26 protein-coding genes are annotated in these 26990 nt (G+C 72.4%); 16 read left to right on the top strand and 10 right to left on the bottom strand.

Features of this window, described 5'->3' with window-relative positions:
• Positions 1–59: 59 nt before the first annotated feature.
• On the bottom strand, positions 60–1487 hold the full coding sequence (locus tag AC3CHW_RS28385; RefSeq protein ID WP_488468337.1) for a metallopeptidase TldD-related protein: 1428 nt from the start codon (positions 1485–1487) through the stop codon (positions 60–62).
• Positions 1484–3007, bottom strand: coding sequence for a TldD/PmbA family protein (locus tag AC3CHW_RS28390; RefSeq protein WP_488468338.1), 1524 nt, complete (start codon positions 3005–3007; stop codon positions 1484–1486). The genes AC3CHW_RS28385 and AC3CHW_RS28390 overlap by 4 nt, the downstream gene beginning before the upstream one ends.
• A 355-nt stretch (positions 3008–3362) precedes the next feature.
• Between AC3CHW_RS28390 and fabG the strand changes: the two genes are divergently transcribed.
• The 3 genes from fabG (at position 3363) to AC3CHW_RS28405 (ending at position 5392) form a co-directional block, all read left to right on the top strand.
• Positions 3363–4067, top strand: a complete 705-nt coding sequence (fabG, locus tag AC3CHW_RS28395) for a 3-oxoacyl-[acyl-carrier-protein] reductase (protein ID WP_176160961.1) — start codon at positions 3363–3365, stop codon at positions 4065–4067.
• A 5-nt stretch (positions 4068–4072) separates the two neighbouring features.
• Positions 4073–4846 (top strand): enoyl-ACP reductase FabI, encoded by a 774-nt coding sequence (gene fabI / locus AC3CHW_RS28400; RefSeq protein WP_176160960.1) that lies wholly within the window; start codon positions 4073–4075, stop codon positions 4844–4846.
• Positions 4847–5086: 240 nt separating this feature from the next.
• Entirely contained in the window at positions 5087–5392 is a 306-nt protein-coding gene (locus tag AC3CHW_RS28405) for a hypothetical protein (protein WP_176160959.1), read from the top strand.
• 216 nt (positions 5393–5608) lie between these two features.
• Here the strand turns inward: AC3CHW_RS28405 and AC3CHW_RS28410 are convergent, their stop codons facing one another.
• On the bottom strand, positions 5609–6283 hold the full coding sequence (locus AC3CHW_RS28410; RefSeq protein WP_488468339.1) for a FadR/GntR family transcriptional regulator: 675 nt from the start codon (positions 6281–6283) through the stop codon (positions 5609–5611).
• 192 nt (positions 6284–6475) lie between these two features.
• Between AC3CHW_RS28410 and AC3CHW_RS28415 the strand changes: the two genes are divergently transcribed.
• The 4 genes from AC3CHW_RS28415 (at position 6476) to AC3CHW_RS28430 (ending at position 9703) form a co-directional block, all read left to right on the top strand.
• Positions 6476–8053 carry a CynX/NimT family MFS transporter gene (locus tag AC3CHW_RS28415; RefSeq protein WP_488468340.1) on the top strand — a complete coding sequence of 526 codons (1578 nt, stop codon included), beginning with the start codon at positions 6476–6478 and terminating at the stop codon, positions 8051–8053.
• A gap of 42 nt (positions 8054–8095) precedes the next feature.
• The gene (locus tag AC3CHW_RS28420; protein ID WP_254391602.1) at positions 8096–8212 is read left to right on the top strand and encodes an SGM_5486 family transporter-associated protein; all 117 of its coding nucleotides are present in this window, start codon (positions 8096–8098) and stop codon (positions 8210–8212) included.
• A gap of 330 nt (positions 8213–8542) precedes the next feature.
• Positions 8543–8788 (top strand): hypothetical protein, encoded by a 246-nt coding sequence (locus tag AC3CHW_RS28425; RefSeq protein WP_488468341.1) that lies wholly within the window; start codon positions 8543–8545, stop codon positions 8786–8788.
• Positions 8789–9184: 396 nt separating this feature from the next.
• Positions 9185–9703, top strand: a complete 519-nt coding sequence (locus AC3CHW_RS28430) for a SixA phosphatase family protein (protein ID WP_398609905.1) — start codon at positions 9185–9187, stop codon at positions 9701–9703.
• A 222-nt stretch (positions 9704–9925) separates the two neighbouring features.
• On the opposite strand, the gene serB is transcribed toward AC3CHW_RS28430, so the two are convergent.
• The gene (gene serB, locus AC3CHW_RS28435; protein ID WP_176160956.1) at positions 9926–11170 is read right to left on the bottom strand and encodes a phosphoserine phosphatase SerB; all 1245 of its coding nucleotides are present in this window, start codon (positions 11168–11170) and stop codon (positions 9926–9928) included.
• Positions 11171–12271: 1101 nt separating this feature from the next.
• Here serB and AC3CHW_RS28440 point away from each other — a divergent pair.
• Positions 12272–15019, top strand: coding sequence for an ABC transporter ATP-binding protein/permease (locus AC3CHW_RS28440; protein WP_488468342.1), 2748 nt, complete (start codon positions 12272–12274; stop codon positions 15017–15019).
• A gap of 162 nt (positions 15020–15181) precedes the next feature.
• On the opposite strand, the gene AC3CHW_RS28445 is transcribed toward AC3CHW_RS28440, so the two are convergent.
• Entirely contained in the window at positions 15182–15967 is a 786-nt protein-coding gene (locus tag AC3CHW_RS28445; RefSeq protein WP_488468343.1) for a transglycosylase SLT domain-containing protein, read from the bottom strand.
• Between the two features lie 323 nt (positions 15968–16290).
• The gene (locus AC3CHW_RS28450) at positions 16291–16992 is read right to left on the bottom strand and encodes a nitroreductase family protein (protein ID WP_187063584.1); all 702 of its coding nucleotides are present in this window, start codon (positions 16990–16992) and stop codon (positions 16291–16293) included.
• Between the two features lie 218 nt (positions 16993–17210).
• On the opposite strand from AC3CHW_RS28450, the gene AC3CHW_RS28455 reads away from it, so the two are divergent.
• The 3 genes from AC3CHW_RS28455 (at position 17211) to AC3CHW_RS28465 (ending at position 19415) form a co-directional block, all read left to right on the top strand.
• The gene (locus AC3CHW_RS28455) at positions 17211–18371 is read left to right on the top strand and encodes a GAF domain-containing sensor histidine kinase (protein WP_176160952.1); all 1161 of its coding nucleotides are present in this window, start codon (positions 17211–17213) and stop codon (positions 18369–18371) included.
• 58 nt (positions 18372–18429) lie between these two features.
• On the top strand, positions 18430–19059 hold the full coding sequence (locus tag AC3CHW_RS28460; RefSeq protein ID WP_398609927.1) for a response regulator: 630 nt from the start codon (positions 18430–18432) through the stop codon (positions 19057–19059).
• A gap of 116 nt (positions 19060–19175) precedes the next feature.
• Positions 19176–19415 (top strand): chaplin, encoded by a 240-nt coding sequence (locus tag AC3CHW_RS28465; protein ID WP_398609928.1) that lies wholly within the window; start codon positions 19176–19178, stop codon positions 19413–19415.
• A gap of 187 nt (positions 19416–19602) precedes the next feature.
• On the opposite strand, the gene AC3CHW_RS28470 is transcribed toward AC3CHW_RS28465, so the two are convergent.
• Positions 19603–20448, bottom strand: coding sequence for a hypothetical protein (locus AC3CHW_RS28470; protein WP_488468344.1), 846 nt, complete (start codon positions 20446–20448; stop codon positions 19603–19605).
• A 110-nt stretch (positions 20449–20558) separates the two neighbouring features.
• Between AC3CHW_RS28470 and AC3CHW_RS28475 the strand changes: the two genes are divergently transcribed.
• The 3 genes from AC3CHW_RS28475 (at position 20559) to AC3CHW_RS28485 (ending at position 22979) form a co-directional block, all read left to right on the top strand.
• The gene (locus AC3CHW_RS28475; RefSeq protein ID WP_176160950.1) at positions 20559–21350 is read left to right on the top strand and encodes an ABC transporter ATP-binding protein; all 792 of its coding nucleotides are present in this window, start codon (positions 20559–20561) and stop codon (positions 21348–21350) included.
• Positions 21351–21475: 125 nt separating this feature from the next.
• Positions 21476–21907, top strand: a complete 432-nt coding sequence (locus AC3CHW_RS28480; RefSeq protein ID WP_381166005.1) for an NfeD family protein — start codon at positions 21476–21478, stop codon at positions 21905–21907.
• Positions 21908–22028: 121 nt separating this feature from the next.
• The gene (locus AC3CHW_RS28485; protein WP_176160948.1) at positions 22029–22979 is read left to right on the top strand and encodes an SPFH domain-containing protein; all 951 of its coding nucleotides are present in this window, start codon (positions 22029–22031) and stop codon (positions 22977–22979) included.
• A 112-nt stretch (positions 22980–23091) separates the two neighbouring features.
• On the opposite strand, the gene AC3CHW_RS28490 is transcribed toward AC3CHW_RS28485, so the two are convergent.
• Together AC3CHW_RS28490 and AC3CHW_RS28495 are read right to left on the bottom strand one after the other, a co-directional pair.
• Positions 23092–23595, bottom strand: coding sequence for an HNH endonuclease (locus AC3CHW_RS28490; RefSeq protein ID WP_187063833.1), 504 nt, complete (start codon positions 23593–23595; stop codon positions 23092–23094).
• A 326-nt stretch (positions 23596–23921) separates the two neighbouring features.
• Positions 23922–24461, bottom strand: a complete 540-nt coding sequence (locus AC3CHW_RS28495; RefSeq protein WP_398609911.1) for a YbhB/YbcL family Raf kinase inhibitor-like protein — start codon at positions 24459–24461, stop codon at positions 23922–23924.
• A gap of 100 nt (positions 24462–24561) precedes the next feature.
• Here AC3CHW_RS28495 and AC3CHW_RS28500 point away from each other — a divergent pair, with 100 nt between their 5' ends.
• The gene (locus AC3CHW_RS28500; RefSeq protein WP_459250432.1) at positions 24562–24903 is read left to right on the top strand and encodes a barstar family protein; all 342 of its coding nucleotides are present in this window, start codon (positions 24562–24564) and stop codon (positions 24901–24903) included.
• Between the two features lie 132 nt (positions 24904–25035).
• Here the strand turns inward: AC3CHW_RS28500 and AC3CHW_RS28505 are convergent, their stop codons facing one another.
• A complete protein-coding gene (locus AC3CHW_RS28505; protein ID WP_398609913.1) occupies positions 25036–25818 on the bottom strand; it encodes a sporulation protein in 783 nt (260 codons plus the stop codon).
• A 170-nt stretch (positions 25819–25988) separates the two neighbouring features.
• Between AC3CHW_RS28505 and AC3CHW_RS28510 the strand changes: the two genes are divergently transcribed.
• Positions 25989–26672, top strand: coding sequence for a DNA-3-methyladenine glycosylase (locus tag AC3CHW_RS28510; RefSeq protein ID WP_176160943.1), 684 nt, complete (start codon positions 25989–25991; stop codon positions 26670–26672).
• Positions 26673–26990 lie beyond the last annotated feature (318 nt).

A 26990-nucleotide genomic window follows, 5' to 3' on the forward strand; every position in this document is an offset into this window, starting at 1 on the left:
TGGAGCGTCCGCGGGCCGGCCCGATCCGCTGGGGCGAGCCGGCTCGCTCCGGTACGAGGTTATACGCCCTGGCTGACCGAGCTCATGTGGAAGTCGGGCACGCGCAGCGCCGGCATCGCGGTCCGAGGGAAGTAGTCGCCCCACTCGCGCGACAGCGTCCGCTCGGTACGCCCCGCCTCGCTGGCCCGGGAGAGCAGGTCCACCGGCGACTCGTTGAACCGGAAGTTGTTCACCTCGCCGACGACCTCGCCCCGCTCCACCAGGTAGACGCCGTCCCGGGTCAGCCCCGTCAGCAGCAGCGTCGCCGGGTCCACCTCGCGGATGTACCACAGGCAGGTGAGCAGCAGCGCGGGCCCGTCCTGCCCGGCGTCGGCCACCAGGTCGGTGAGGGAGCGCGAGCCGCCCCCGTCCAGGATCAGGTTGTCCACCGCGGGGGCCACCGGCAGCCCGGTCAGCGCGGCGCTGTGCCGGCTGGTCACCAGGCGGGACAGCGCGCCGTCCCTGATCCACTCGGTGGGGCCCAGCGGCAGCCCGTTGTCGAAGACCGACGCGTCGCCGCCCGAGCTGTGCGCCAGCACGAACGGCGCCGCCTCGAGCCCTGGCTCGCCCGGGTCGCTGCGCAGCGTCAGCGGCAGCCTGGCCAGCCGCTCGCCGACCTTGGTGCTGCCGCCCGGCTTGCTGAAGACCGTACGACCCTCGGCCGCGTCCCGCCCCGACGACGACCAGAGCTGGTAGATCAGCAGGTCCGCCACGGCCGTCGGCGGCAGCAGCGTCTCGTACCGCCCGGCGGGCAGCTCCGTGCGGCGCCGCGCCCACTCCAGGCGCTGGGCCAGCTCCGCGTCGAGCGCCAGCGGGTCCACGTCCGTGAAGTCGTTCGTGGCGCGCCCGACCCAGGCGGAGCGCGGGACGGCCGCGTCGCCCACCCCCGGCGCCTTCGCGTTCAGCTCCAGCGTGCCGCTGGGCTGGTCGTGCCGTAGCCGCAGCCCGGTGGAGGTGCCCAGGTAGCTGGAGACCAGCTCGTGGTAGGCGAAGCCGTACAGGTCGCGGCCGGCCGCGCGGGCCCGGCCGAACGCCTCGCCGAGCGCCGGCGCGAACGCCGCGAAGACCTCGGACGAGGTCTCGGCCGGGGCCTGGTTGAAGGTCGCCGACGGCGTGCCGTCGCTCACCAGCGGCCCCGCGTCCTCGGCGGGGCCGGCGCCGCTGGCCGCCGCCTCGGCCGCGCGCACCAGCGGCTCCAGGTCGTCGGCGGTCACGGCGGAGCGGGAGACGACGCCGGAGGCGGTGCCCTCGCGGCCGTCGACCGTCGCGATCACCGTGAGCGTGCGGTCGCGGGTGACGCCGTTGGTGGTCAGCGCGTTGCGGGCCCAGCGCAGGTTGGCGCTGGAACGTTCGTCGGCGATGACCACGCAGCCGTCGGCGCGGGACAGGTCAAGGGCGCGCTCGACGATCTCGTGCGGCGCGGTGGTGCGGTGCGTGGCGGCGCTCATCGCCCGGCCTCCTGCGTGGTGTTCAGGATGTTCACGTTGCGGAACAGCGCGGAGGGGCAGCCGTGCGAGACGGCGGCGACCTGACCGGGCTGGGCCTTGCCGCAGTTGAACGCGCCGCCCAGCACGTAGGTCTGCGGCCCGCCGATGGCCGACATGGAGCCCCAGAAGTCGGTGGTGGTCGCCTGGTAGGCGACGTCGCGCAGTTGGCCGACGAGCCGGCCGTTCTCGATCCGGAAGAAGCGCTGGCCGGTGAATTGAAAGTTGTACCGCTGCATGTCGATGGACCAGGACCGGTCGCCCACGACGTAGACGCCCCGCTCCACCTCGCCGATCAGCTCGTCGGTGCTCGGCCCGTCCGGCGCCGGCTGGAGCGAGACGTTCGCCATCCGCTGGACGGGCACGTGGCCGGGGGAGTCCGCGTAGGCGCAGCCGTTGGACCGCTCGAACCCGGTGAGCCGCGCGATGCGGCGGTCGAGCTGGTAGCCGACCAGCGTCCCGTCCTTGATCAGGTCCCAGGACTGGGCGGCCACCCCCTCGTCGTCGTAGCCGATGGTGGCCAGGCCGTGCTCGGCGGTGCGGTCACCGGTCACGTTCATGATCCCGGAGCCGTACTCCAGCGAGCCGAGCTGGTCGAAGGTGGCGAACGAGGTGCCCGCGTACGCCGCCTCGTAGCCCAGCGCCCGGTCCAGCTCGGTGGCGTGCCCGATCGACTCGTGGATGGTCAGCCACAGGTTGGACGGGTCGACGACCAGGTCGTACGTACCGGCCTGTACGGAGGGGGCGCGCATCTTCTCCGCGAGCAGCTCGGGCATCCGCGCCAGCTCCGCGTCCCAGTCCCAGCCGGTGCCGGCCAGGTACTCCCAGCCCCGGCCGACCGGCGGAGCGAGCGTGCGCATCGAGTCGAACTCGCCGCTCTTCGGGTCCACGGCCACCGCCGTCAGCGTCGGGTGCAGCCGCACCCGCTGCTGGGTGGTGACGGTGCCGGCGGTGTCCGCGTAGAACTTGTTCTCGTGCACGGTCAGCAGCGACGCGTCCGCGTGCGCCACGCCCTCCGCGGCGAGCAGTCGCTCGCTCCACTGCGCCAGCAGACCGGTCTTCTCCGCGTCGGGCACGGTGAACGGGTCGATCTCGTACGCGGAGACCCAGGTCCGGTCCGCGTGTACGGGCTCGTCCGCCAGGCGCACGGACTCGGTGCTGCCGGCCGCCTCGATCACCTTCGCGGAGAGCCGGGCCATGGCCACCGCCTGCCCGGCCACCCGCGCCGCCGCGTCCATGGTCAGATCGACGCCCGAGGCGAACCCCCACGCCCCGCCGTGCACCACCCGCACCGCGTACCCCAGCTCGGTGGTGTCCGACGAACCCGCCGGCTTGGCGTCACGCAGGCGCAGGGACGCGCTGCGCACCCGCTCGAAGCGGAAGTCCGCGTGCTCGACGCCCAGCGCGCGGGCCCGTGCGAGCGCGGCATCGGCCAGCGCGCGCAGCGGCAGCGCGAGGAAGGTCTCATCAATCTCGTGCGCCACGGGCGCCTCACCTTCTCGATGACTCGATTCGTCACGGCAGTGAATCATGGCGCCGCACTGGGCCGGCACGGTTTTGTGCCAGCGCGACGAGCCGGGCGGGGCGGCGACCGGGCCTCGCCTCCCAGCCACCGTCGCGACCCGCGGCGCCCGCCAGCGGCCGGGCACGCGCTGGTGTGCGCCGATCCACGCACCGTAGCCGTCAGCGCGCGGAGCCGGCCCGCGACCGGTCGGACGGCCGGTTCTGTAGGGACCCGACAGCGCGCGCCGTACGCCCCTGTCGGAGGCGGCTTCTCCGTCGGGACCGGGGGACCGATAGCTTTCGGGTATCCAGACCGCTTATCGAAAGGGTGGACCCTTGAGCCGCTCGGTTCTCGTCACCGGTGGAAACCGGGGCATCGGCCTCGCTATCGCTCGCGCGTTCGCCGACGCGGGGGACAAGGTCGCCATCACCTACCGCTCCGGCGAGCCGCCGGCCGGATTCCTCGCCGTCAAGTGCGACATCACGGAGCCGGAGCAGGTCGAGCAGGCGTACAAGGAGATCGAGGAGAAGCAGGGCCCGGTCGAGGTGCTGATCGCCAACGCCGGCGTGACCCGTGACCAGCTTCTGATGCGCATGTCGGAGGAGGACTTCAGCTCCGTGCTGGAGACCAACCTCACCGGCACCTTCCGCGTCGTCAAGCGCGCCAACCGCGCCATGCTGCGCGCCCGCAAGGGCCGTATCGTGCTCATCTCCTCGGTCGTGGGTCTGCTCGGTTCGGCGGGGCAGTCGAACTACGCCGCGTCCAAGGCCGGTCTGGTGGGCTTCGCCCGCTCCCTCGCCCGCGAGCTCGGGTCGCGCAACATCACCGTGAACGTCGTCGCCCCCGGCTTCGTCGACACGGACATGACCCGGGTGCTCAGCGACGAGCAGCGGGAGAGCATCGTGAAGCAGGTGCCCCTGGGCCGCTACGCCCAGGTCGAGGAGATCGCCGCCTCGGTCCGCTTCCTGGCCTCCGAGGAGGCCGCGTACATCACTGGAGCCGTCATTCCCGTCGACGGCGGATTGGGCATGGGTCACTGAACGACATGAGTGGAATCCTCGCAGGCAAGCGCATCCTGATTACCGGCGTCCTGACCGATCACTCCATCGCCTTCCACGCCGCCAAGGTGGCGCAGGAGGAGGGCGCCGAGGTGATCCTCACCGGCTTCGGCCGGGTCACGCTGGTGCAGCGGATCGCCAAGCGGCTGCCCAAGCCCGCGCCGGTCATCGAACTGGACGTGCAGAACCCGGAGCACCTGGCCTCGCTCGCCGACAAGATCCGCGAGCACTCCAGCGACGACACCGGCCTCGACGGCGTGGTGCACTCGATCGCCTTCGGGCCGCAGGGCGCGTTCAACTTCCTGGAGGCGGACTGGGAGGACGTCTCGACGGCGCTGCACGTCTCGGCGTACTCGCTCAAGTCGCTGACCATGGCCTGCCTGCCGCTGATGGAGAAGCGTGGCGGCTCGGTCGTGGGCATCACCTTCGACGGCTCCATCGCCTGGCCGAAGTACGACTGGATGGGCGTCGCCAAGGCCGCCCTGGAGTCCACGGGCCGCTACCTCGCGCGCGACCTGGGCGCCAAGAACATCCGCTGCAACATGGTCTCGGCCGGCCCCATCAAGTCGATGGCCGCCAAGTCCATCCCGGGCTTCGAGGAACTGGCCGACGTCTGGAACCACCGCGCCCCGATCGGCTGGGACCTGTCCGACCCGGAGCCCGCGGGCCGCGGCGTGGTCGCGCTGCTCTCGGACTTCTTCCCGAAGACCACCGGCGAGGTCGTGCACGTCGACGGCGGCGTGCACATGATGGGTGCCTGACCCACCGCCATGCCATCCGGCGCCCACCGGGCGCCGCACGCGCGCGTTGGGACGACGCCCGCTCCGCCCTAACGGCGGGGCGGGCGTCGTCCGTCGTCTGCGCGGTCAGCTCCAGCCTCCGTCTCGGGCGGCCTTCTCGGGCGGCCCTCCCGAGTCGTGCGCCGGGGCCGTGCCGGCGACACTGTGAGGGAGTCGGGGGAGACCCCTCGGCCACGCGCTAAGAGAGGTGTCGGCGTGCGCATGTCCCGTCGCCGAATAGCCGCCCTGGCGATGGCCGCGGCCGGACTGGGCCTGTCGTTGACGCCGCCCGCCGACGCCGCGCCCACGGAGGCGGACTGCCGCACCGCGGTGCGCGGCAGCACCGGAACCGCGACCTGCTTCAACCCGGACGCGGACGCGGACCACGTCCAACTGCACATCGAGTGCCGCCGCTGGTGGGACCCCGACGTCGACGGCCGCCCCGTCGAGCTGGGCCCGACCCAGGGCGTGACGCTGGCGGACCGCTGCTGGAAGGAAGTCCAGAGCGTGTGGATCACGCACGGCTGACGACCGCCCCCGCGCGCTGGACGACCCCGCGCGCGGACGCCGCGCACCCGAGCCGGGCGCGGGCCCCGCTCCCCTGATCCGGCCGGCGCCAGGTGCTGGCTCCCTGGCGCCGGTCGCACCGCCCCGGACGGTCGCACCGCCCCTGGACGGTCGCGCCGCCCCCGGACGCGCGCCACGGCGCGCGGCGCGGCGGACGACCGACCGGGGGCGCCGGCCTCACGCCTCCACGAACCGGCACCCGAAGGGGTGCGCCGACGCCTCCGACGCGGCCCGCTCCTCGTCCCGGTCCCGGATCGCCGCCACCAGTCGCGCGTGGTCCACGTACGCCTCCGGACGCAACCGCTCGCCGACGTTGGCGCGCAGGAACTCGCGCAGCACCATGCCGAGGTCCGCGTACAACTCGGCCAGCACGTCGTTGTGCGAGGCCGCCACGACCGCCATGTGCAGCGTGCCGTCCGCCTCGACGAAGCTCGCCGCGTCCCCGGACTCCCAGGCCCGCTCGCGCCGCTCCAGGAGGACGCCGAGCTGGCGCATGTCCGGCTCCGTCCGCCGCCGCGCGGCCAACCGGGCCGCCTCCGCCTCCAGCGCGCTGCGCAGCTCCGCGATGTGCTGCGGATCGGCTCCGGCGAACCTGCGGTTCATCACGCCGGCCAGCTCGCTGGTGGCCACCACGTACGTCCCCGAGCCCTGCCGGATGTCGAGCAGGCCGTTGTGCGCGAGGGCGCGCACCGCCTCCCGCACCGTGTTACGGGCCACCCCGAGCTGCTCGACCAGCTCGGGCTCGGTGGGGATGCGCGAGCCGACCGGCCACTCGCCGGTGGTGATCTGGGCGCGAAGCTGGGCGATCACCTGGTCGGCGAGGGCGGAACGCCGGGGCGAGGTCAGCGGCATGACTCTCCTGGTCGGGGGCGGCCGAACCCTCCTGGGCGGGGGCGTCCGACGGGCTGGCGAAGTCCCCATTCTGTCGCCTCGCAGCGGCCCCGCACACGGGGCGGCCGGCCGTGAAGCGCGGAGGACGGCGCGGACGCGGCCTCCGACGTACGGAGTGGACAGGGATTCATCCCATGATTCTATGATGGCCGCATGACAGAAGACCACCTTGCGGAGGCCGGGCGTACGCCTGCGCGCGACCGGTCCACGGCCGAGCACGGCCGCACGCCTGCCGCGGGCGACAGCGCGGCGCGGCACACCGGAACCGTCGCGCCGCCCGCGCCCGCCGTGCGCGAGAGCGCTGGCGAGGGCGCCACCGCGGGCGAGGCAGCCCCGGCCGCCGCCGGCGAGCGGCCCACGAGGGCGCTCCCGGGATCGCCCTGGCAGCGCCGGCTGCTGGTCGCCGGGCTGGTCCTGGCCGCGCTCAACCTGCGGCCCGCGATCACCAGCCTCGGCGCCCTCCTCGAAGAGGTGCGCGACGGCCTCGGGATGAGCGGCACCGTCGCCGGAATGCTCACCTCCATGCCCGCCCTGTGCTTCGCGATCTTCGGCCTGACCGCGCCCCGGCTGGCCAGGAAGTGGGGCCAGGAGGCCGTCGTCTGCGCCGGCCTGGTGGCCATCGGCCTCGGCGTCCTGGTCCGCCCGTTCGCCGGCGGCACCGTCGGCTTCCTGCTCGCCAGCGCCCTCGCGCTCGCCGGCATAGCCGTCAGCAACATCCTGCTGCCGGTGATCGTCAAGCGTCGCTTCCCGGACCGGGTCGGGCCGATGACGGGCGTCTACACCATGGCGCTGGCCCTCGGCACCTCCATCGCCGCGGCCAGCACCGTGCCCCTCACCGACGCGCTGGGCGGCGACTGGCGCACCGGCCTCGTGCTGTGGACCGTGGTGGCCGCCGTCGCGGTGCTGCCCTGGGTCGTCATCGCCAGGTCCAGCCGCGCCGCCCGCTCCGAGGTGCCGGCCGGTCCGGCCGACGCGGACGGTTCGGCTCCTCCGGCTGGCCCGGCTGGCCCGGGCGGTTCGATCGAGTCGCCGGCGGAGGCCGCGAGCGTGCCGGCCGCGCAGGACCAGTCCGCCGCACAGGGCGGGCCCGCCGCGCGGAGCCGGTCGGCCGCCGACGGCGACGCCGACGCCGGGCCGCAGGCCACGCCGGGGCGACGGATCACCCGCAGCCCCACCGCCTGGGCCCTGGCCGTCTTCTTCGGGCTCCAGGCCACCGGCGCGTACATCACCATGGGCTGGATGCCGCAGATGTTCCGCGACGCCGGCGTCTCCGCGTCCACCGCGGGCGTCCTGCTCGCGGTCACCATGGCGCTCGGGGTGCCGTTGTCCTTCGTACTGCCCCGGCTCGCGGCCAGGCTGCCCCACCAGGGTGGGCTCGTCGTCGCGCTGGGGGCGTGCGGGCTGGTCGGGTACGCGGGGCTGTGGAGCGCGCCGGCCGGCGGCGCCTGGGCCTGGGCCGTGCTGCTCGGCCTCTCCAACTGCGCCTTCCCGCTCGCGCTCACCATGATCGGCATGCGGGCCCGGAGCAGCTCAGGAGTGGTGCGCCTGTCGGCCTTCGCGCAGAGCACCGGCTACCTGATCTCCATCCCCGGGCCGCTCCTGGTCGGCGCGCTCTACCAGCACACCGACGGCTGGGACCTGCCGATCGCGCTGATGGGCGGGCTGCTGGTGTTGCAGATCGGCGCGGGTGTGCTGGCCGGGCGCGACCGCATCGTCGAGAACGAGCTCTGACCCCGACGCGCCCCGCGATCCGGCAGTGGGACACTGGGCCACATGTCTGTTCTCGACCCGAACCCCCAGAACGGTCAGAAGAAGCTGCTGACCATCCTTGGCGTCATGCTCGGCATCACCGTCGTCATCGGCATCATCGCGACGATCGCCTCCCCCTGAGCCACCCGCCTCCGGGTACCGCCTCCGCCAGAGCCTCCGCCAGGCCCGGCGCCCTGAGGCACGCCGTCGACCAGCGGTGCCGCGTCCGCGCCGAGCGGCCCGCGCGCGGGTCGGAGCCGGCCCGCGCGCGGCGCGGAGCCTGCGCGGCCGGGCGCCGTGGTGGGGCTAGCACCACCATCCCCTAGGGGGTCAGGCTCAGGGGCAACTGGGTGGATCACCGGATGGGCGCGGGGGCCGCGCTTTCGTAGGTTCGATGTACACCGCGCACAGCGGTGGGCGTGGCCGTGGCAGGCGGTCGCGCCGCCCCATCGTTCCCCGGAGGCGATCCCCATGGCAGCCCCTGCGTACAGCCACGCCGGACGGTCCGACCGCGCGCGGGCCACCGGCGCCGAGCAGCCGGCCGTACGGGAGGTGGAGCTTCCCTGGTGGGCCATCGCGCTGCCCGCCGTGGTCTTCGCCGCGCTGCTGTTGCTGCTCGTCGGCCCCTCCGACGCGCAGGCGGCCGAGGGGGGCACGGGACACGTGACGCGGTTCGTGGTCCTGCTGCGCGACTCGATAGTCCAGCTCCTGTCCTGAGCCGGCGTCGCCGGTCGGCGGTGGGCTGCCGCCCCCGCCCCCGCCCCAGCCCGGTGCCGCGCCGAGCCCGGGCCACCCGCACCCCCGCGCCGCACCCGCCAGCCTCCGCGACGACCGGGCCGCGTGCCGGGAGCGGGCCTCGCGGGCCCGCGCACGCCCGCGCGAGGGCCGCGGAGCGCACGACTCCGCACATCGGTGGTGTGCGGTCCCGTTGAACCTGCCCCCGCCCCACCGCCGAGCCGATTCCGCCGCACGTGGCAGCCGGTTCTGTCCCCGCACCCGCCTCGTACCAGCGCGCATGCCCGGTAACACGGGGTCCTGGGCGCCGTCCCCCGTACCGAGTGCGCGTCCCAACACCCCGCGCCTCACGGCGCGTTTCATGCGAAGCTGGACGACATGAGCGTCGATGTTCCCCGCAGGATCGTCATTTTCCGACATGCGAAGGCCGACTGGTCCCAAGAATCCGATCATGAGCGACCCCTCGCGGAGCGTGGCCGCAGGGACGCCCCGGCCGCCGGTCGCTGGCTCGCCTCGGCCGGCATCGCTCCGGAACTTACCCTCTGCTCCAGCGCGGTTCGTACCCGTGAGACGTGGAAGCTCGCGGTGCACGAGCTGCCGCAGCGCCCCAGGACGGTCTACGAGGACCGGATGTACGAGGCGTCGCTGGGCGAGCTCATCGCCCTGGTCAACGAGACCACCGAGGACGTCAACGAGCTCCTGCTCGTGGGCCACAACCCCGGCATGCACGCCCTGGCCGACGCGCTGGCCGGCGACGCCGAGGGCGACGCCCTGGCGCGGATGAACCGTGCCGGCTTCCCGACCGCGGCCATCGCGGTGCTGACCTTCCAGGGCACGTGGAAGTCGGTCGAGCACGGCGTGGGCCGCCTCACCGCCTACTGGTCGCCGCAGGAGTGAGGCCCCGCCGCCGCCCCGGCGCGGTGCGCGCGGCCAGCCCGACGCCGCCCACCGCCTCGGGCCCGCCCTCGCCGGGCCGGCCGCCGGGCGGCGCTGCCCACCCCGCCTGAGCGAGCGGCCCCCTGAGCGAGCGGCCCTCCGCCGCCGGACCACCGGCCGGCGGGGGGCCGCAGCCGTCTCGTGTCCCGTACGTGACGGGGCGGGCCCGATGCGTAGCGGGGGTTACGCGTCCTCGGGCGAGTGCGTCTCCGCGGCCTCGACCTCTTCGCGGGTGATGCCGAGCAGGTACAGAACGGTGTCCAGGAACGGCACGTTGACGGCGGTGTGCGCCGCCTCGCGGACGACCGGCTTGGCGTTGAAGGCGACGCCGAGCCCCGCCGCGTTGAGCATGTCCAGGTCGTTCGCGCCGTCGCCGATGGCCACGGTCTGCGCCAGCGGCACCCCGGCCTCGGCGGCGAACCGGCGCAACAGGGCCGCCTTGCCCGCCCGGTCCACGACGTCGCCGATGACGCGCCCGGTGAGCTTGCCGTCCACCACCTCAAGGGTGTTCGCCGCGGCGAAGGCGAGCCCGAGCCGTTCCTTGAGATCGTCGGTGACCTGCGTGAACCCGCCGGAGACCACGCCCACTTGGTAGCCGAGGTGCTTGAGCGTACGGATCAGGGTCCGCGCCCCGGGCGTGAGGCGCACCTCGGCCCGGACCTTGTCCACCACGGACTCGTCGAGCCCGGCGAGCAGCGCGACCCGCTCGTGCAGGGACTCCTCGAAGTCCAACTCGCCGCGCATCGCGCGCGCCGTCACCTCGGCGACCTCGGCCTCACAGCCCGCGTGTGCCGCGAAGAGTTCGATCACCTCGTCCTGGATGAGCGTCGAGTCCACGTCCATCACCACCAGCCGCTGCGCGCGTCGCTGGAGCCCGGAGGCCACCACGGCGACGTCCACGCCGAGCGCCGCGGCCTCCAGTGCGAGGGCCGTGCGCAGCGGTTCGGTCTCGGTGCCGGACACCGCGAACTCCACGGCCGTCACCGGGTACTTGGCGAGTCGGAAGATACGGTCGATGTTGCCGCCGACGCCGGTGATGCGGGCGGCGATGGCCGCGGTCGACTCGGCGGTCAGCGGGTGGCCGAGCACCGTGACGTGCGAGCGCCCGGTGCCGCGTGGCCGGTTGTCGCCGATGCCGGAGATGATCTCGGCCTGGAGGCGCTGCGCGTCGGCCCAGCTGTGCACGGTCGAGCGCAGTTCGCCGGCCGTGGCGCCCTTCTCGTCGGGGGCTGTGACGAGCGCGCACAGCACTATCCGGCCACGGGTGACGACCTGCTCCAGATCGATCACATCAACGTCGAAGGCGGCGAGCGTGTCGAAGAGCCCGGCGGTGATGCCGGGGCGGTCCTTGCCGAAGATCTTGACGAGGAGAGTGGGCACGTCGTCGCCGGTAACGGACGTGACGGGGGTGGTCTGCGGTGTGCTCATGGTGTTTCCACGGTAGCGGGCCAGGGACATCTGTCGTCCGCCTGTCCGGACCGCGGACAGTCGTACGGCCACTGGTCGCCGGACCGTTACCAGTGCGTGAGGTTCCGTTTCGGTACGGTCTGCCCCCGTCTGCGCGGTGACGTAGACGGGGTACGCCAAAGATCGCCCCACCGCCCGCCGGGTCCGACGCCCCGCGCTGCGACGCCTGGGCCACGCGTGACGGAGGGGGCGGGCCCGGGGCCGCTGATCCGTTCCGCGCGGGCGGACGTGGACGCTCCGGAGCGGCAGGCGGCAGGCGGCAGGCGACGGTGACAGGCGCCCGGTGCGGGGTGGCGAGCGCCGGGGGTGCGGTGTAGAGCGGGTGCCACGTGGGCGAAGTCAGGGGATGGCGGAGCGCGGAGCGCTCCGCGCGGGCCCGGGGCGGGGGACGCGGCGGATCGGGGGATAGTCGACGGGCCGGCGATACGCGACGTAGCGAGGGATTCGATCAGGTGGGTTCGCGGTCAATATCGCCGAAATCGGCAGCGACCCGGAGTTCACGCGGCCCGCCCTTTGCCGGGGATTCCGCCGACATCGCCTTCGGCGACTGCGCGGAAATCATCACGCGTGCCTCACGCGTCTTACGCGCGTAACACACGACGTCGATCGTGACCGTATCGTTGCGCCGTCGGACGCGAGGGGCTCGCGTCGGCGGGAAACGCCGCTCGCGCCGGGCGCGATGCCCGCCCGGCGCGGATGCCGGCGTGCCTCCCGACCCGTGCCGGCCTTCCGGCACCGCGTGGCCGCGCCGGGAGGCCGTGGGCCGCGGCGAGTCGGGCCGCCCGCCACCCGTCGCCCGGAGCTCGGCGCCGGTTCGGCCCGCGCGGCAACGGGCGGGCCGGGCCCGCCAATTGCCCGGATACGTATGGTCCGTACGCATCCGTGGGCGCTTATTCCTCTCCGGGGGTCTTTCTCCGTACTGGGCGTCACCCGTTACAGGGCCGTGGCAAGGCCCGACTTTCCGTGGGGGGACCGAGCCTGAAATAGTTCCTCACGATGTTCGCCATCCCTAGACTCCCTGCCACAGGGGGTAACTCGGGGGACAAGTAATTGGGGCATGGAGTGCCGGAAGTCGTACTGGAATTGAATGGACGGACCTGGACGCTGGACCCGTCCAGGTCGTATAGCCTCGGGCGCGATCCGCAGGGCGACGTGGTGCTGGAGGACGCCCGGGTCTCGTGGCGGCACGCCACCGTGCACTGGAACGGGCGCGGTTGGGCCATCGAGGACCACGGCAGCACCAACGGCACCTACGCGCAGGGCCAGCGCGTCCAGCACCTGGAGATCAGCCCGGGTACGACCATTCACCTCGGAAACGCCTCCGACGGGCCGCGGTTGAACTTCACCGGCGCGGCCATGGCCGCCGGGCCCGACGCCCATCCGGGAGCCGGCGGCTACGCCGCTCAGCACGGGATAGCCGGGCAGCAGCAGGCCGCCGCCCCGCAGCAGCCCGCGGGGTGGCAGCAGGCCGGGCAACAGCAGGGATGGCAGCAGGCCCCGCAGCCCCAACATCCCCAGCAGGCGGCCCCGCCCCAGCACGCGGCCCCGCACCAAGCGGTCCCGCCGCAGCAGTTCCACGGGCAGCAGCAGGCTCCGCACGCTCAGCCCCCGCAGGCGCCGCAGCACCAGCACCCCGCGCAGCAGGCGCAACAGCATCAGCAGGTGCCACCGCAACACCAGCAGCAGGCGCCGCACGCACAACCCGCTCAGCCTCAGCAGCACCCGGTGCAGAAGGTCCAGCACCCCCACCAGCAGGCGCCGCAGGGCTTCCCCGGCCAGCCCGGGCCGGGCGCGGGGGGCGCCCCGGCGCACGGGGACCGCAGCCCGACCACGTTCCACCAGATCGCCGTCGGCCGCGTGATGCGGATCGGTCGTGCGCTGGAGAACGAACTCGTCGTCTCGGACCTCCAGGTCTCCCGGCACCACGCCGAGTTCCGGGCCATGGCCGACGGCCGGTTCGAGATCGTCGATCTCGGCAGCCACAACGGCACCTACGTCAACGGTCAGCCGGTCCGCCGCCAGATCATCGGCCCCAGCGACATCGTCGGCGTCGGTCACTCGGCCTTCCGGCTGGTCGGCGACCGCCTTGAGGAGTTCGTCGACACCGGCGAGGTCTCCTTCTCGGCCCGCCACCTGACCGTGACGGTCGACGGCGGCAAGCAGATCCTCAAGGACGTCACCTTCGGCGTTCCCGAGAAGTCGCTGGTCGCCGTCATCGGCCCGTCCGGCTCCGGCAAGTCCACCCTGCTGCGGGCGCTCACCGGCTACCGCCCGGCCGACCAGGGTGACGTCCTCTACGACAACCGGAACCTGTACAAGCAGTTCGCCGAGCTGCGGCAGCGCATCGGGCTCGTTCCGCAGGACGACATCCTGCACAAGGAACTCACGGTCAAGAAGGCGCTGCGGTACGCGGCCAAGCTCCGCTTCCCCGGCGACACCGCCGAGGCCGAGCGCGAGGCGCGGATCGGCGAGGTGCTGCGCGAGCTCAAGCTCGACATACACGCCGACAAGCGGGTCACCTCGCTCTCCGGCGGTCAGCGCAAGCGCGTGTCCGTCGCCTTGGAGCTGCTGACCAAGCCGTCGTTGATCTTCCTGGACGAGCCGACCTCGGGCCTCGACCCGGGCATGGACCGCGACGTGATGCAGTTGCTGCGCGGCCTGGCCGACGACGGCCGTACCGTGCTCGTCGTCACGCACTCCGTGGCCGAGCTGGCGCTGTGCGACAAGCTGCTGGTCATGGCCCCCGGCGGGTCCGTCGCCTACTTCGGCCCGCCGGAGGAGGCGCTCAACTTCTTCGGCTACGAGACCTGGGCCGACGTCTTCTCGGCCTTCGAGAACTACCGCGACTACGACTGGGCCGGCCGCTGGCGCGGCTCGCAGCACTTCCAGATGTACGCGGCCGACATCGACGCCGTCGCCCCGCAGTCGGTCCACGTCCAGCCGCCGCCGGCCCGCATGCAGAAGCCGCAGAGCTGGGCCTCCCAGTTGTGGACCCTGATGCGCCGCTACGTGTCGGTGATCGCCTCCGACCGCGGGTTCATCGGCCTCATGATCATCCTGCCGGCGGTGCTCGGCGCGGTCAGCGTGGTCATCCCCTCCGACTACGGCCTGGTCGCCGGGCCCAAGGGCCAGTTCAACCAGGACGCCGGCACGATCATGCTGATCCTCGCGGTCGGCATGTGCTTCTCCGGCGCAGCCAACTCCGTACGAGAGCTGATCAAGGAACGGGTGATCTACGAGCGGGAACGGGCCGTCGGCCTGTCCCGGTCCGCCTACCTGATGTCCAAGGTCATCGTGCTGGGCCTGATCACCGCGCTCCAGGGCGTGATCATCTGCGCGATCGGCTTCTCCACCCGCGACCTGCCGGACGAGGGCCTGATCTTCCCGCCCGCCGTCGAACTGTGCCTGGTGATCATCGCCCTCGGCTTCACCTCGATGATGTTCGGCCTGGTCATCTCCTCGCTGGTGAAGACGGCCGAGAAGACCATGCCGCTGCTCGTGATGTTCGCGATCGTGCAGGTCGTCTTCACCGGCGTGCTGTTCAAGATCTTCGGCTCGCTCGGCATCGAGCAGTTCGCGTACCTGATGCCCTCGCGCTGGGCCATCGGCGCCTCGGGCGCGACGCTGGACCTCTCGCACGTCATGGCACCCTGGGACCGCAAGCAGCCGAACGACCTCGACCCGCTGTGGGAGCACTCGGTCGGCCAGTGGACCATCGACATGCTCGCGCTGATCGCGCTCGGCGTCGCCTGCGGCTTCGCCGTCGCCCGGCTGCTGCGCCGCCACGAACCGGAGGTCATGCGCAAGTAGCGCCCAGGCCGCCGGCTCGCGCGGGCCACACGAAACGCCGCAGGGCGGCACCCCGGGGAGGGTGCCGCCCTGCGGCGCGTGATGGAACAGGTACCGCCTGCTGGCGCGGGCCCTGAGCGGTGGGCCCGCGCCGCCGGATGCGGCGGGTGGTCGAACGTCGGCTCAGTACGCCGAGTCGACGTTGTCCATGGTGCCGTACTTCTGGGCCGCGTAGTTGCAGGCGGCCGTGATGTTGGCGACCGGGTCGTAGATGTCCCAGGACGTGCCCTCGACGTGGAACGCCTTGAAGGTCGGCGGGATCACCTGGAGCAGGCCCTTGGAGGGAATGCCGGCGATGGCGTTCACGTCCCAGTCATTGATCGCCCGCGGGTTACCGCTGGACTCACGCATGATGTTGCGGTGAATGCCCTCGTAGGTGCCCGGAATGCCATTCTTCTTGAGGATGGCCAGCGATTCCTTGATCCAACCGTCGAGGTTGTCGGAGTAGGTGACCGGAGCCGCCTTGCGGGGCGCCGAACGGCTGGCGGTCTTGCCGGAGCGCTCCTTGGCCGCGCTCTGGGTGGAGCGCTCCTTGGCCGCACTCTGCGCCGCGCTGCGCTCCTTGGCCGTCTGCATGTCGGCGGCGGCCCGGGTCTGCTCGGAGCGCACCGCCTCGGCGGCGGCCTTCTTCTTGTCCTGGGCGGCCTTCTGCAGGGCCTCGACGGCCGCGGTGCGCGGCAGGTCGGACTGCGCCTGCTGCGGGACGCCGGAGGACAGCGCCTTGCCACCGAAGGCGGCCTGGTTCACGGCGACGCTCTGCGCGGACGGGGCCGCGTTCGAGTCAGCGTGAGCGTCGCTGGGGACGGCGGCGAAGGCGATGGCGACGACACCGGTAGCGGCGATGCCGGCGGCGGAAAACTTATGGGCCTTGGGCAGGCGGTGATAACCACGAATGCTGGGGACGAGCATGCGGAGAAAACCTCTTCCAATCGCGGGGGTCGCAGTCGCCGTGACGTCGGCGCAGAAGAAGAGCGCCGCGTCTGATGACGGCGCCGTGCGACTCCGCAATTGTTAGCGGTTGGAAAATCCCCTGGCAAAGGTGTGACGTACTATCTGGCTTCGTGGCAAAGGGGGGTTATCGAGAGCCCTCGATCGCGGCTATTTTCCCGGTGCGAGGCCCTGGGAATTCAACTAATCCCATTCGTAGGTGATCTCGGTCCTATGCGCGGGCTCACACCGGACCCCCCGTGAGGTGGCCCGGTGTGAGCGGGCGCGTACCGAAAGTGGACGGTCTAGATCTCGACCAGGACCTGGGACAGCGACTTGCGCACCAGGTCGGGCACCGCGCAGTCATCAGCCGGGTAGCCGACCGGGATGACGGCGAACGCCTTCTCGTTCTCCGGCCGCCCCAGCACCTGGGACAGGAACCGCATGGGGCTCGGCGTGTGGATCAACGCGGCCAGCCCCGCCAGGTGCAGCGCGGACAGCAGCATGCCCACCGCTATGCCCACCGACTCGTCCACGTAGTAGTGCTTGCGCTTGGTGCCGTCCTCGCCCAGCCAGTAGCGCTGCTGGAAGACGATGACGAGGTGCGGCGCGTCCGTCAGGTGCGGCTTGACCTCGTCCGTGCCGAGCGGTCGCAGCGCCGCGAGCCACTCCTCGCCGAGCCGCCCCTCGTAGGAGCGGCGTTCCTCCTCCTCCGCCGCCTCCCTGATCCTGCGCCGCACCTCCGGGTCCTTGACCAGGACGAACGTCCAGGGCTGCTGGTGTGCCCCGGAGGGCGCGGTGGCCGCGCAGGCGATGGCGTCGCGCACCACCTGCTCGGGCACCGGATCGGTGGAGAACTGTCGTACGGTCCTGCGCTCGTCCATCCGGCGCCGCAGCTCGGCGGCGCGCTCCAGGGACTGTGCCGGGTCCATCCGCGCGGGGCGGTAGGGGACCGGCTGGTAGGGGTCGCCGTGGGTGGGGGTCCAGTTCCGCGTAGGTACAGACATATGCCGAGTCTGACTCCGCCCCGCCCGGAATGCGGGCCGGATACGAGAATTCGCCGCCCCACCCGCCCCTCGAACCCCGTACGCCCCCACATCCCGCTCCAGCGTCCGCCGCCCGGCCCCCGCCCGGGCGCAGGGTCCAACGGCCTAGGTCCCACGGCCTAATCACCGGCCGCCGCCGGCCCGATACGGCCCGCTGATCACGCCGGTACGGTGAAGCCATGACCAAAGGACCGGGAATCGGCCCCGGAACCGGGCTGGCGGCCGTGAGCACCGCGCTGCTCGCCATGAACCGGCAGTTGGAGGTCCGCGACGTCCTCAAGACGATCGTCGTCTCGGCCCGCGAGCTGCTGAACGCCAGGTACGCGGCGCTCGGGGTCCCCGACGACCACGGCGGCTTCGCCCAGTTCGTCGTGGACGGCGTCAGCGAGAAGCAGTGGAAGGCCATCGGTCCGCTCCCGCGCCAGCACGGCATCCTCGCCGCGATGCTCAAGGACGCGACGCCGCAGCGCCTCGCCGACGTCCGCACCGACCCCCGGTTCGAGGGCTGGCCCGACGCCCACCCCGAGATGTCCGACTTCCTCGGCCTGCCCATCGCCGACGGCGACGAGGTCCTCGGCGCCCTCTTCCTCGCCAACAAGCAGTGCCCGAGGCCCACCGGCGGCTGCGGCTTCACCGCGGAGGACGAGGAACTCCTGGGCATCCTCGCCCAGCACGCCGCCATCGCCCTCACCAACGCCCGGCTCTACGAGCGCAGCCGCGAGCTGACCATCGCGGGCGAGCGCGCCCGCCTCGCGCACGAGCTGCACGACGCCGTCGCCCAGAAGCTGTTCTCGCTGCGCCTGACCGCCCAGGCCGCCACCGCCCTCGTACACCGCGACCCGGACCGTGCCAGGAGCGAGCTCCAGCAGGTCACGGCGCTGGCCGCGGAGGCGGCCGACGAGCTGCGCGCCGCCGTGGTGGAGCTGCGCCCGGCCGCGCTCGACGAGGACGGCCTCGTCGCCACGCTGCGTACCCAGACCCAGGTCCTCGACCGCGCCCAGAGCACCCGGGTCACCTTCTCCGCGCACGGCGTGCGCGCGCTGCCCTCCGCCCAGGAGGAGGCGCTGCTACGGGTCGCCCAGGAGGCCCTGCACAACGCGCTCCGGCACGCCGGGGCCTCCCGCGTCGAGGTCACGCTCGCCCGGCACGGCGCCAGCGGCGCGCTGCTGTCCGTACGCGACGACGGGCGGGGCTTCGACCCCTCGGCCGTCCGCCGCGCCGGCCGTCACCTCGGCCTGGTCTCCATGCGCGACCGGGCGGCGGCCGTCGGCGGCGCGCTCACCGTGGAATCCGCGCCCGGCAAGGGCACCCTGATCGAGATGGAGGTGCCCGGTGGCTGAGCCGGAGAGCACAGAGCAGACCGCGGCGGCCCACCCACCGCGCCCCGAACGACAGCGCATCTCGGTGCTGCTCGTCGACGACCACCAGGTGGTACGCCGCGGGCTGCGCACCTTCCTCGAGGTCCAGGACGACATCGAGGTGGTCGGCGAGGCGTCCGACGGCGCCGAGGGCGTGGCCCGCGCCGAGGAACTGCGCCCCGACGTCGTCCTGATGGACGTCAAGATGCCGGACACCGACGGGATCGAGGCGCTGCGCCGGCTGCGCGAGCTACAGAACCCGGCCCGCGTGCTGGTCGTGACCAGCTTCACCGAGCAGCGCACCGTCGTCCCGGCCCTGCGCGCCGGCGCGGCCGGCTACGTGTACAAGGACGTGGACCCCGACGCCCTCGCCGGCGCCATCCGCTCGGTGTACGCCGGGCACGTGCTGCTCCAGCCGGAGGTGGCCGGGGCGCTGCTCTCGCAGGAGGAGGCGGGCGGCAGCCAGGGCCGCGGCGCCTCGCTCACCGACCGGGAGCGCGAGGTGCTGGCCCTGATCGCGGACGGCCGCTCCAACCGGGAGATCGCCCGCGCCCTGGTGCTGTCCGAGAAGACCGTGAAGACCCATGTCTCGAACATCCTGATGAAGCTCGACCTCGCCGACCGCACGCAGGCCGCCCTGTGGGCCGTCCGGAACGGGGTGGGCGACTGAGAATTTCATACGGTCGTGTGATCGACGGAGCGCAGGCGCAACTCCTTCGGCGGTTGACCGTTCTCCAGTGCACGCCGCGGTGGTTCGCCGCGGCGAAAGCCGAGAAGGGTTCAGCAGTGAAGAACATCAAGAGGGCCGCCGCCGTAACGATCATGATGGGCGGCCTCGCCATGGCCGGGGCGGGCGTCGCGTCGGCCGACTCCGCGGCGCGGGGCGCGGCCACGGCCTCGCCGGGCGTGGGCTCCGGCAACCAGATCCAGGTCCCGGTGCACGTGCCGGTCAACGCCTGCGGCAACTCGGTGAACGTCGTCGGGGTGCTCAACCCCACCTTCGGGAACTTCTGCACCAACATCTGATCGCGGAACCGCGGCGCCTCGGCGCTCCTGGTACGGGTCGATAACGGCCCGACCAGGGGCGCCGTCCACGCCCGCCGCCTCCCGCGCGCTTCTCCCAGCACCACCGGCCCCGCGGCGACCGTCGCGGGGCCGGACCACTTCGCCCGCCGACCGCCCCCGACGAGCCAGGGGTGCCCAGCCGGCGTGGCTACGCCTGCCGCAGCCGCTGCTCCACGTACGCGTTGTACGCGGCCACCTGGGCCCGGCGCGCCGTGCGCTCCACCGGGCGCAGCGCCTCGGAGCGCGCCGCGATCTCGGACGCGCTCACCGCGCCGCCGTGCTCCGGCCCGTACGCGATGTCCACCAGCGCCCCCACCCGCTGCGCCAGCTCCAGCACGCGCACCGCGCGCGGCGGGTAGCCCGGGGCCAACACCTCGCGTCCCCGCTCGGCGCGCGCCCGGTACGCCTCCAGGGCCGCCGCCGCGACCGGGCCCGACCCCGCCACGTTCAGCCGGGCCAGCGCCTCCGTCGCCTCCCGCAGCGCCTCGGCCAGCTCGCGCTCCGCCTCGCCCAGCGACGGCACGTCGGCCGGCGGCGCCTCGCGCACCGGCAGACAGCGCCAGAGCACCTCGGTGTGCACGTCGCTCTCGGAGACCGGACCGCCGTCCGCGCCCACCTCCCGTGGCCCCGCCCGGTGGACGTCGGGCACTAGGCCGAGGCCCACGCCCACCGCGATGACCGCCTCGCCGGCCTCCAGCGCCCGCGCGTTGAACTCCGGCGGTCCGCTCAGCCCGAGCGGGTGCCCCGCCACGGGCAGCGCCACGCACAGGCCGGTGGCGCCCAGCGCGCGCAGCCGCCCTATCGCGAGCGTCAGACCCACCGGCGCGGGGTCCGGCACGGCGCCGGACGGGGCCGATCTCTCCGGCAGGTCCACGACGCGGTGTGACGCATCCGTGCCGGTGATACGGTGCGCCGCGTCATCAGGTGAGACAAGTCCGGCAAGCAGGGCGTTTCCCCACGCGGCCAGGCGTCCTGAGCGAGGTTCGTCGAGCATGCCACCAGCCTAAGGACTGGCACCGACAACGGGTGGCGTAGGTTTTGCCTGGGAGCTGTGCCCGCCGGCACACGCGACATGACGAGACTGCAATGGGAGACAACGCGCTCATGAGCGATGTTCTGGAGCTGGTGGACGTATCCGTGGTCCGCGACGGCCGGGCTCTGGTGGACCATGTCTCGTGGTCGGTCGCCGAAGGGGAACGCTGGGTGATCCTGGGTCCCAACGGCGCGGGCAAGACGACGTTGCTGAACATCGCCTCCAGCTATCTCTTCCCCACCACCGGCGCGGTGCAGATCCTCGGCGAGAAGCTCGGCGGCGTCGACGTCTTCGAACTCCGCCCGCGCATCGGCATGGCCGGCATCGGCGTGGCCGACAAGCTGCCGCGCAGCCAGACGGTGCTGCAGACGGTCCTCACCGCCGCGTACGGCATGACCGCCTCCTGGCAGGAGAGCTACGAGGCGGTGGACGAGGACAGGGCCCGCGCCTTCCTCGACCGGCTGGGCATGAGCGAGTACCTCGACCGCAAGTTCGGCACCCTCTCCGAGGGCGAGCGCAAGCGCACCCTGATCGCCCGCGCCATGATGACCGACCCCGAACTCCTGCTGCTCGACGAGCCCGCCGCCGGCCTCGACCTCGGCGGGCGCGAGGACCTCGTACGCCGCCTCGGCCGGCTCGCCCGCGACCCGTACGCGCCCTCCATGATCATGGTCACGCACCACGTCGAGGAGATCGCCCCCGGCTTCACCCACGTCCTGATGATCCGCCAGGGCGAGGTGCTGGCCGCCGGCCCCGTGGAGACCGAACTGAACTCCCGCAACCTCTCGCACTGCTTCGGGCTGCCGCTGGTGGTCGAGCGCCGGGGCGACCGGTGGACCGCGCAGGGCCTGCCGCTGAAGTGACCCGACGCCGGTAGCGGCCCCGTCGCGGCGGAGCGCGGGGCCGAGGTCCGTGTACGGGACAGTGGTCGGCGCACGATGGCGTGGAGTGAGCGGTCCCCTGTCCCCGGTGCGGGCCGAGAACTACCATGAACCACGTGGACGCATGGGTGTGGTGGCTGATCGCCGCCGTCGGACTGGGAATTCCTCTCGTACTGACGGCGATGCCCGAGTTCGGGATGTTCGCCGTGGGCGCCGTCGCCGGCGCGATCACCGCCGCGCTGGGTGGTGGCATCGTGCTCCAAGTCGTCGTCTTCGTCGTCGTCTCGGTCGCCCTCGTGGCCGTCGTGCGCCCGATAGCCGCGCGCAACCGAGCCCAACGCCCCGCGCACGCCAGCGGAATCGACGCCCTGAAGGGACGTCAGGCCGTCGTGCTCGAACGGGTCGACGGCGACGGCGGGCGCATCAAACTCGCGGGCGAGGTCTGGTCCGCCCGTGCCTTCGACACAGGTCAGGCGTACGAGCCGGGCCAGCAGGTCGATGTGGTGGAGATCGACGGAGCAACGGCCGTCGTGATGTGAGCCGTACGCGTGGGGCGGAGGCCGCCGCCCGGAGCGGCGGCGAAGCTGCGCGGCAGTGCGCTGATCTGACAGACTCACCTATCCAAGATCGACCGACAACCGAAGGGCACGGGGAGCCACTGTGGAACCGATCATCATCGTCCTGATCATCCTGGTGGTGCTCGTGTTCATCGCCCTGATCAAGACGATCCAGGTCATCCCGCAAGCCAGCGCGGCCATCGTCGAACGCTTCGGGCGCTACACGCGGACCCTCAACGCCGGGCTGAACATCGTCGTCCCGTTCATCGACTCCGTCCGCAACCGCGTCGACCTGCGCGAGCAGGTGGTCCCCTTCCCGCCGCAGCCGGTGATCACCCAGGACAACCTGGTGGTCAACATCGACACGGTCATCTACTATCAGGTCACCGACGCCCGCGCGGCCACCTACGAGGTCGCCAGCTACATCCAGGCCATCGAGCAGCTCACCGTCACCACGCTGCGCAACATCATCGGCGGCATGGACCTGGAGCGGACCCTGACCTCCCGCGAGGAGATCAACGCGGCCCTGCGCGGCGTGCTCGACGAGGCCACCGGCAAGTGGGGCATCCGCGTCAACCGCGTCGAGCTCAAGGCGATCGAGCCGCCGACCTCCATCCAGGACTCGATGGAGAAGCAGATGCGCGCCGACCGTGACAAGCGCGCCGCGATCCTCCAGGCCGAGGGTGTCCGGCAGTCGGAGATCCTCCGCGCCGAGGGTGAGAAGCAGTCCTCCATCCTCCGCGCCGAAGGTGAGGCCAAGGCCGCCGCGCTGCGCGCCGAGGGTGAGGCGCAGGCGATCCGTACGGTCTTCGAGTCCATCCACGCCGGCGACCCGGACCAGAAGCTGCTCTCGTACCAGTACCTCCAGATGCTGCCGAAGATCGCCGAAGGCGATGCCAACAAGCTCTGGATCGTGCCCAGCGAGATCGGCGACGCCCTCAAGGGCCTCGGCGGCGCGCTCGGCAACTTCGGCCCGGGCGGCGGGGGCAACGGCGGCGGTGGCGGCACGGAGGCCGCGCCCGCCCCGCGTCGCGAGCAGCCCAGGATCGACTGACCGGCGCCCCACGGCAGTGGGGACCCGAGGGACAGCGAGGCACGGGGCCCCGGCGTTCGACGTCGGGGCCCCGCGCCCTGTCCGCGCGCATGTCCGCACTCCCGGCGCGGGCTCAGGCGGGCACCGGCAGCCAGTCAGGCAGCGCGCCCCGTCCCGTGCCCCCGAGCGCCAACACCAGCGCGTCCGACGGCGACGGCTCGTACGGCGTACGCAGCAGCCGCATCCCCGCCTGCTCCGGCGTACGGTCCGCCTTGCGGTGATTGTCCTCCGCACACGAAGCGACGGTATTCAGCCAGGTATCACCGCCCCCGCGCGACCGCGGCACCACATGGTCCACGGTCGTCGCCCGGCGACCGCAGTACGCGCACCGGTGCCGGTCCCTGACCAGCACCCCGCGCCGCGACCACGGCGCCCGTCTTCGAAACGGCACCCGTACGTACCGGCTCAGCCTGATCACCCGCGGCATGGGCAACTCCACCGTGGCGGCCCGCACCCGCAGCTCCGGGTGGGCCTGCTCGACCACGGCCTTCTCCTGTAGCACCAACACCACCGCACGCCGCAGCGTCACCGTCGACAGCGGCTCGAAGCTGGCGTTGAGCACCAGAGTCTCGCGCATCCCCCACACCTCCCGCGTCCGGCCTGCCCCCTTCGGGCACGGCACAACTCTGGACGCGCGAGCGGGGGAGGACAACGCAATTTCACGCGCGATCCCGCGCGCGAGGGCCGCCCGGCACCCGCCCCGACCTCCCGAACTCCCGCACACCGCCCCGGAGATGGGCCACCGCGCCCCGGGCCCACCGCGCCCTGAGCCCGCTCGCGTGGCGCGGGCCCGGGACACTCGAGAGGGGCGGACCCACCCGGGCCCGCCCCTCACACCGCTCACCGCCCGCCCGGTCGGCCGAGCGACTCCGCGCCCGACCCACTCCCGCGGGGCGGCGTCGCTCAGCCCTCGGAAGGCGCCTCGTACTCGCCGATCAACTGGGCGCGCCCCAGCGTGTGGAAGCGCAGGTTGAAGCCCACCACGGCCGGCGACGCGTCCGCGTCCGGACCCAGCTTCTCGGTGTCCACGGCGTACACCGTGAACACGTAGCGGTGCGAGCCGTCACCCGGCGGCGGCGCGGCGCCACCGAAGTCCCGGGTGCCGTAGTCGTTCCGCACGTGCACCGCCCCCGCCGGCAGCCCGGCGAAGCCTTCGCTGCCCGCGCCGGCGGGCAACTCGGTCACGTCGGCCGGGATGTCGAAGAGCGACCAGTGCCAGAACCCGCTGCCGGTCGGCGCGTCCGGGTCGAAGCAGGTGACGGCGAAGCTCTTCGTCCCCTCCGGAAAGCCCGACCAGCGCAGGTGCGGGGAGCGGTTGCCACCGCTGTACACCTGGTCGTCCTTCAGCACCCCGCCGTGCGTCACGTCGTCGCTCTGCACGGTGAACGAGGGCACCGCGGGGTGGAAGTCATGGGGGAGCGGGCGCCGGTTCTGCTCGGACACGTCGAATCCTCTCTGCTCGGCTCACGCGACTGTGCGATCACGGCCAGCGTAGCGAGATCGTCCGCCGCGGGCGGGCGCGCGGGCTGCGACGATGGCCCACATGACCGCATCTGAGCCCGGCACCCCCAGCACCGGCCCGCACCGTGCGGAACTCGACCTCGACGGCGTGCGCGACGAGCCGACGTTCCTCGACCGCTGCGCCCGCGACCTGGCCCTCCCCGAGTGGTTCGGCCACAACTGGGACGCCCTCGACGACTGCCTGCGCGACCTGTCCTGGTGGGGGCGGCCCAGCGGCTACGAGATCCGGATACGCGGCTGGCAGCGGTTCCGCGCCGCCGCCCCCGAAACGGCCCGCACCGCGGCCGACGTGCTGGCGGACGCCATCGAGTACTGGGCGCCCCGGGACACGCCGCTGACGGTGACCTTCGACGACCAGGAGTAGGCCGGCCCCGGAAACCGGCGCGCACACGACGCGCGGGGCGTGCCCCGACCCGGTCGGCGCACGCCCCGCGCGGCACCCGGACAACGGGCGCGTCGCTGACGTCAGAGGCTCACGGCCATCACCGTGGCGATGTCAGAGCCAGTTGCGCTTGCCGCCCACGTCGGCCAGCCACTGGTTGAGGTAGGCCGCCCAGTCGGTGCCCTGGTAGTTGGCCAGCTCCACGGTGAAGGCGCGGTAGGAGTCGCTGCCCTCGGTGAACAGGCCGGGCTTCTTGTCCATCTCCAGCACGACGTCCATCGACCGGTCGTCGGCGATGAAGGTCAGCTCGACCTGGTTCAGCCCCCGGTACTGCTGCGGGGCGTAGAACTCGATCTCCTGGTAGAAGGGGAGCCGCTGCCGCGTGCCGCGGATGTGACCGCGCTCCAGGTCGGCACTCTTGAAGCTGAAGCCCAGGCTCCCGAACGCGTCGAGAATGGCCTGCTGCGCGGGGAGCGGGTGCACGCTGATCGGGTCGAGGTCGCTGCTGTCGACGGCCCGGGCGATGGCCAGCTCCGTGGTCACGCCGATGTTCATGCCGGTGAGGTGACGCCCCAGGAACGTCGTCACCGGCGTCTCCCACGGGACCTCCAGCGCGAACTGTACGGCGTGCACCGCGCCCGGCTGCACCTCGAAGGCCCCACCGAGGGTCTGCTTGGTGAACTCGATGTCCTGCTTGGTCTCCTGGTCGTTGCCCTCGACCTCGACCCTGGCCTGGAGCCCGACGGAGAGCCCCTCGATCTGCTGAGCCGCGGAACCACCCTGGATGCGGACCTCTCCCTGGACTACGCCGCCGGGTACGACGTTCTCCTCGGTGAGCACCGTCTCCACCGAGGCACCGCCGGCCCCCAGGCTCGCGAGCAGCTTCTTGAAGCCCATGTTCTTCCTCCCCAGGACGCGACAGACTCTCGTCGCCTCATCGTGATGTGTATCGATCGGCTCGATCGGTACTCACGCGAAACCGTGTCGGCCGGTTCCGCGCCCCACACCCTGGCAGCTCGCCGCGCGCGCTCCAAGGTTCGCACCGCGGTCCCGTACCCTCGGAGCGCGTGACTGTGGGATGTGACCGTACGCCGCTCGACCGTTCCTTCTTCGACCGCCCCGTGCTCCAGGTGGCGCCCGACCTGCTCGGCCGGATACTCGTCCGCACGACGCCCCAGGGGCCGATCGAGGTACGCCTCACGGAAGTGGAGGCGTACGCGGGGGCCTCCGACCCCGGCTCGCACTGCTATCGGGGGCGCACCGAGCGCAACGCGTCGATGTTCGGCCCGCCCGGCCACGCCTACGTGTACTTCACGTACGGCATGTGGCACTGCCTCAACCTGGTGTGCGGCGCCGAGGGCACCCCGAGCGGCGTGCTGCTGCGCGCCGGCGAGATCATCCGCGGCCAGGAGCTGGCCCGCCCGCGACGTGCCGCCGCCCGCAAGGACCGAGAACTGGCCCAGGGCCCGGCCCGGCTGGCCACGGCGCTCGACGTGGGCCGCGTACTGAACGGCACCGACGTCTGCGCCGGGCCACAGGCTCCCCTGAGCGTCCTGCACGGTGACCCGGTCCCCGCCGACCACGTGCTGAGCGGCCCGCGTACGGGAGTGGGAGGGGAGGGGGCGACCCACCCCTGGCGCTTCTGGATCGCCGACGACCCGACGGTCAGCCCCTACCGCGCGCACGCTCCCCGACGCCGCAACCGCTCAGCGTCGACGACGAAGCTTGACGCGAGGCGGCCGGGCGCCTAACGTAGCCCGAGCCGCTTGAGAAGGGCAGCGCTGTCGGCGCGATCGCAATGATCATGCAGACGCCACCTGAGCGGTAAAAAACCACTACTGCACGGCCCCCAGACTGGGATAAATTTCGGCATGCCGGAATTCGATTCGAAAGCTTCGATTATGAGGCTCGGGGGAAATCCGCTAACGTAGTGGACACGCCGGAAGGCGCGAAACAAACCCCGCTCCGACAGGGGACCGGAAGCAAATTCCGACCGGAAACGGTAGGAAAAAGGATCTGGTAAGGTTGGAAACACCGAAGGGAAGCGCCCGGAGGGCCCGGTGAAACGG

This window comes from Streptomyces sp. MGP-BFMKR1 (assembly GCF_057766585.1).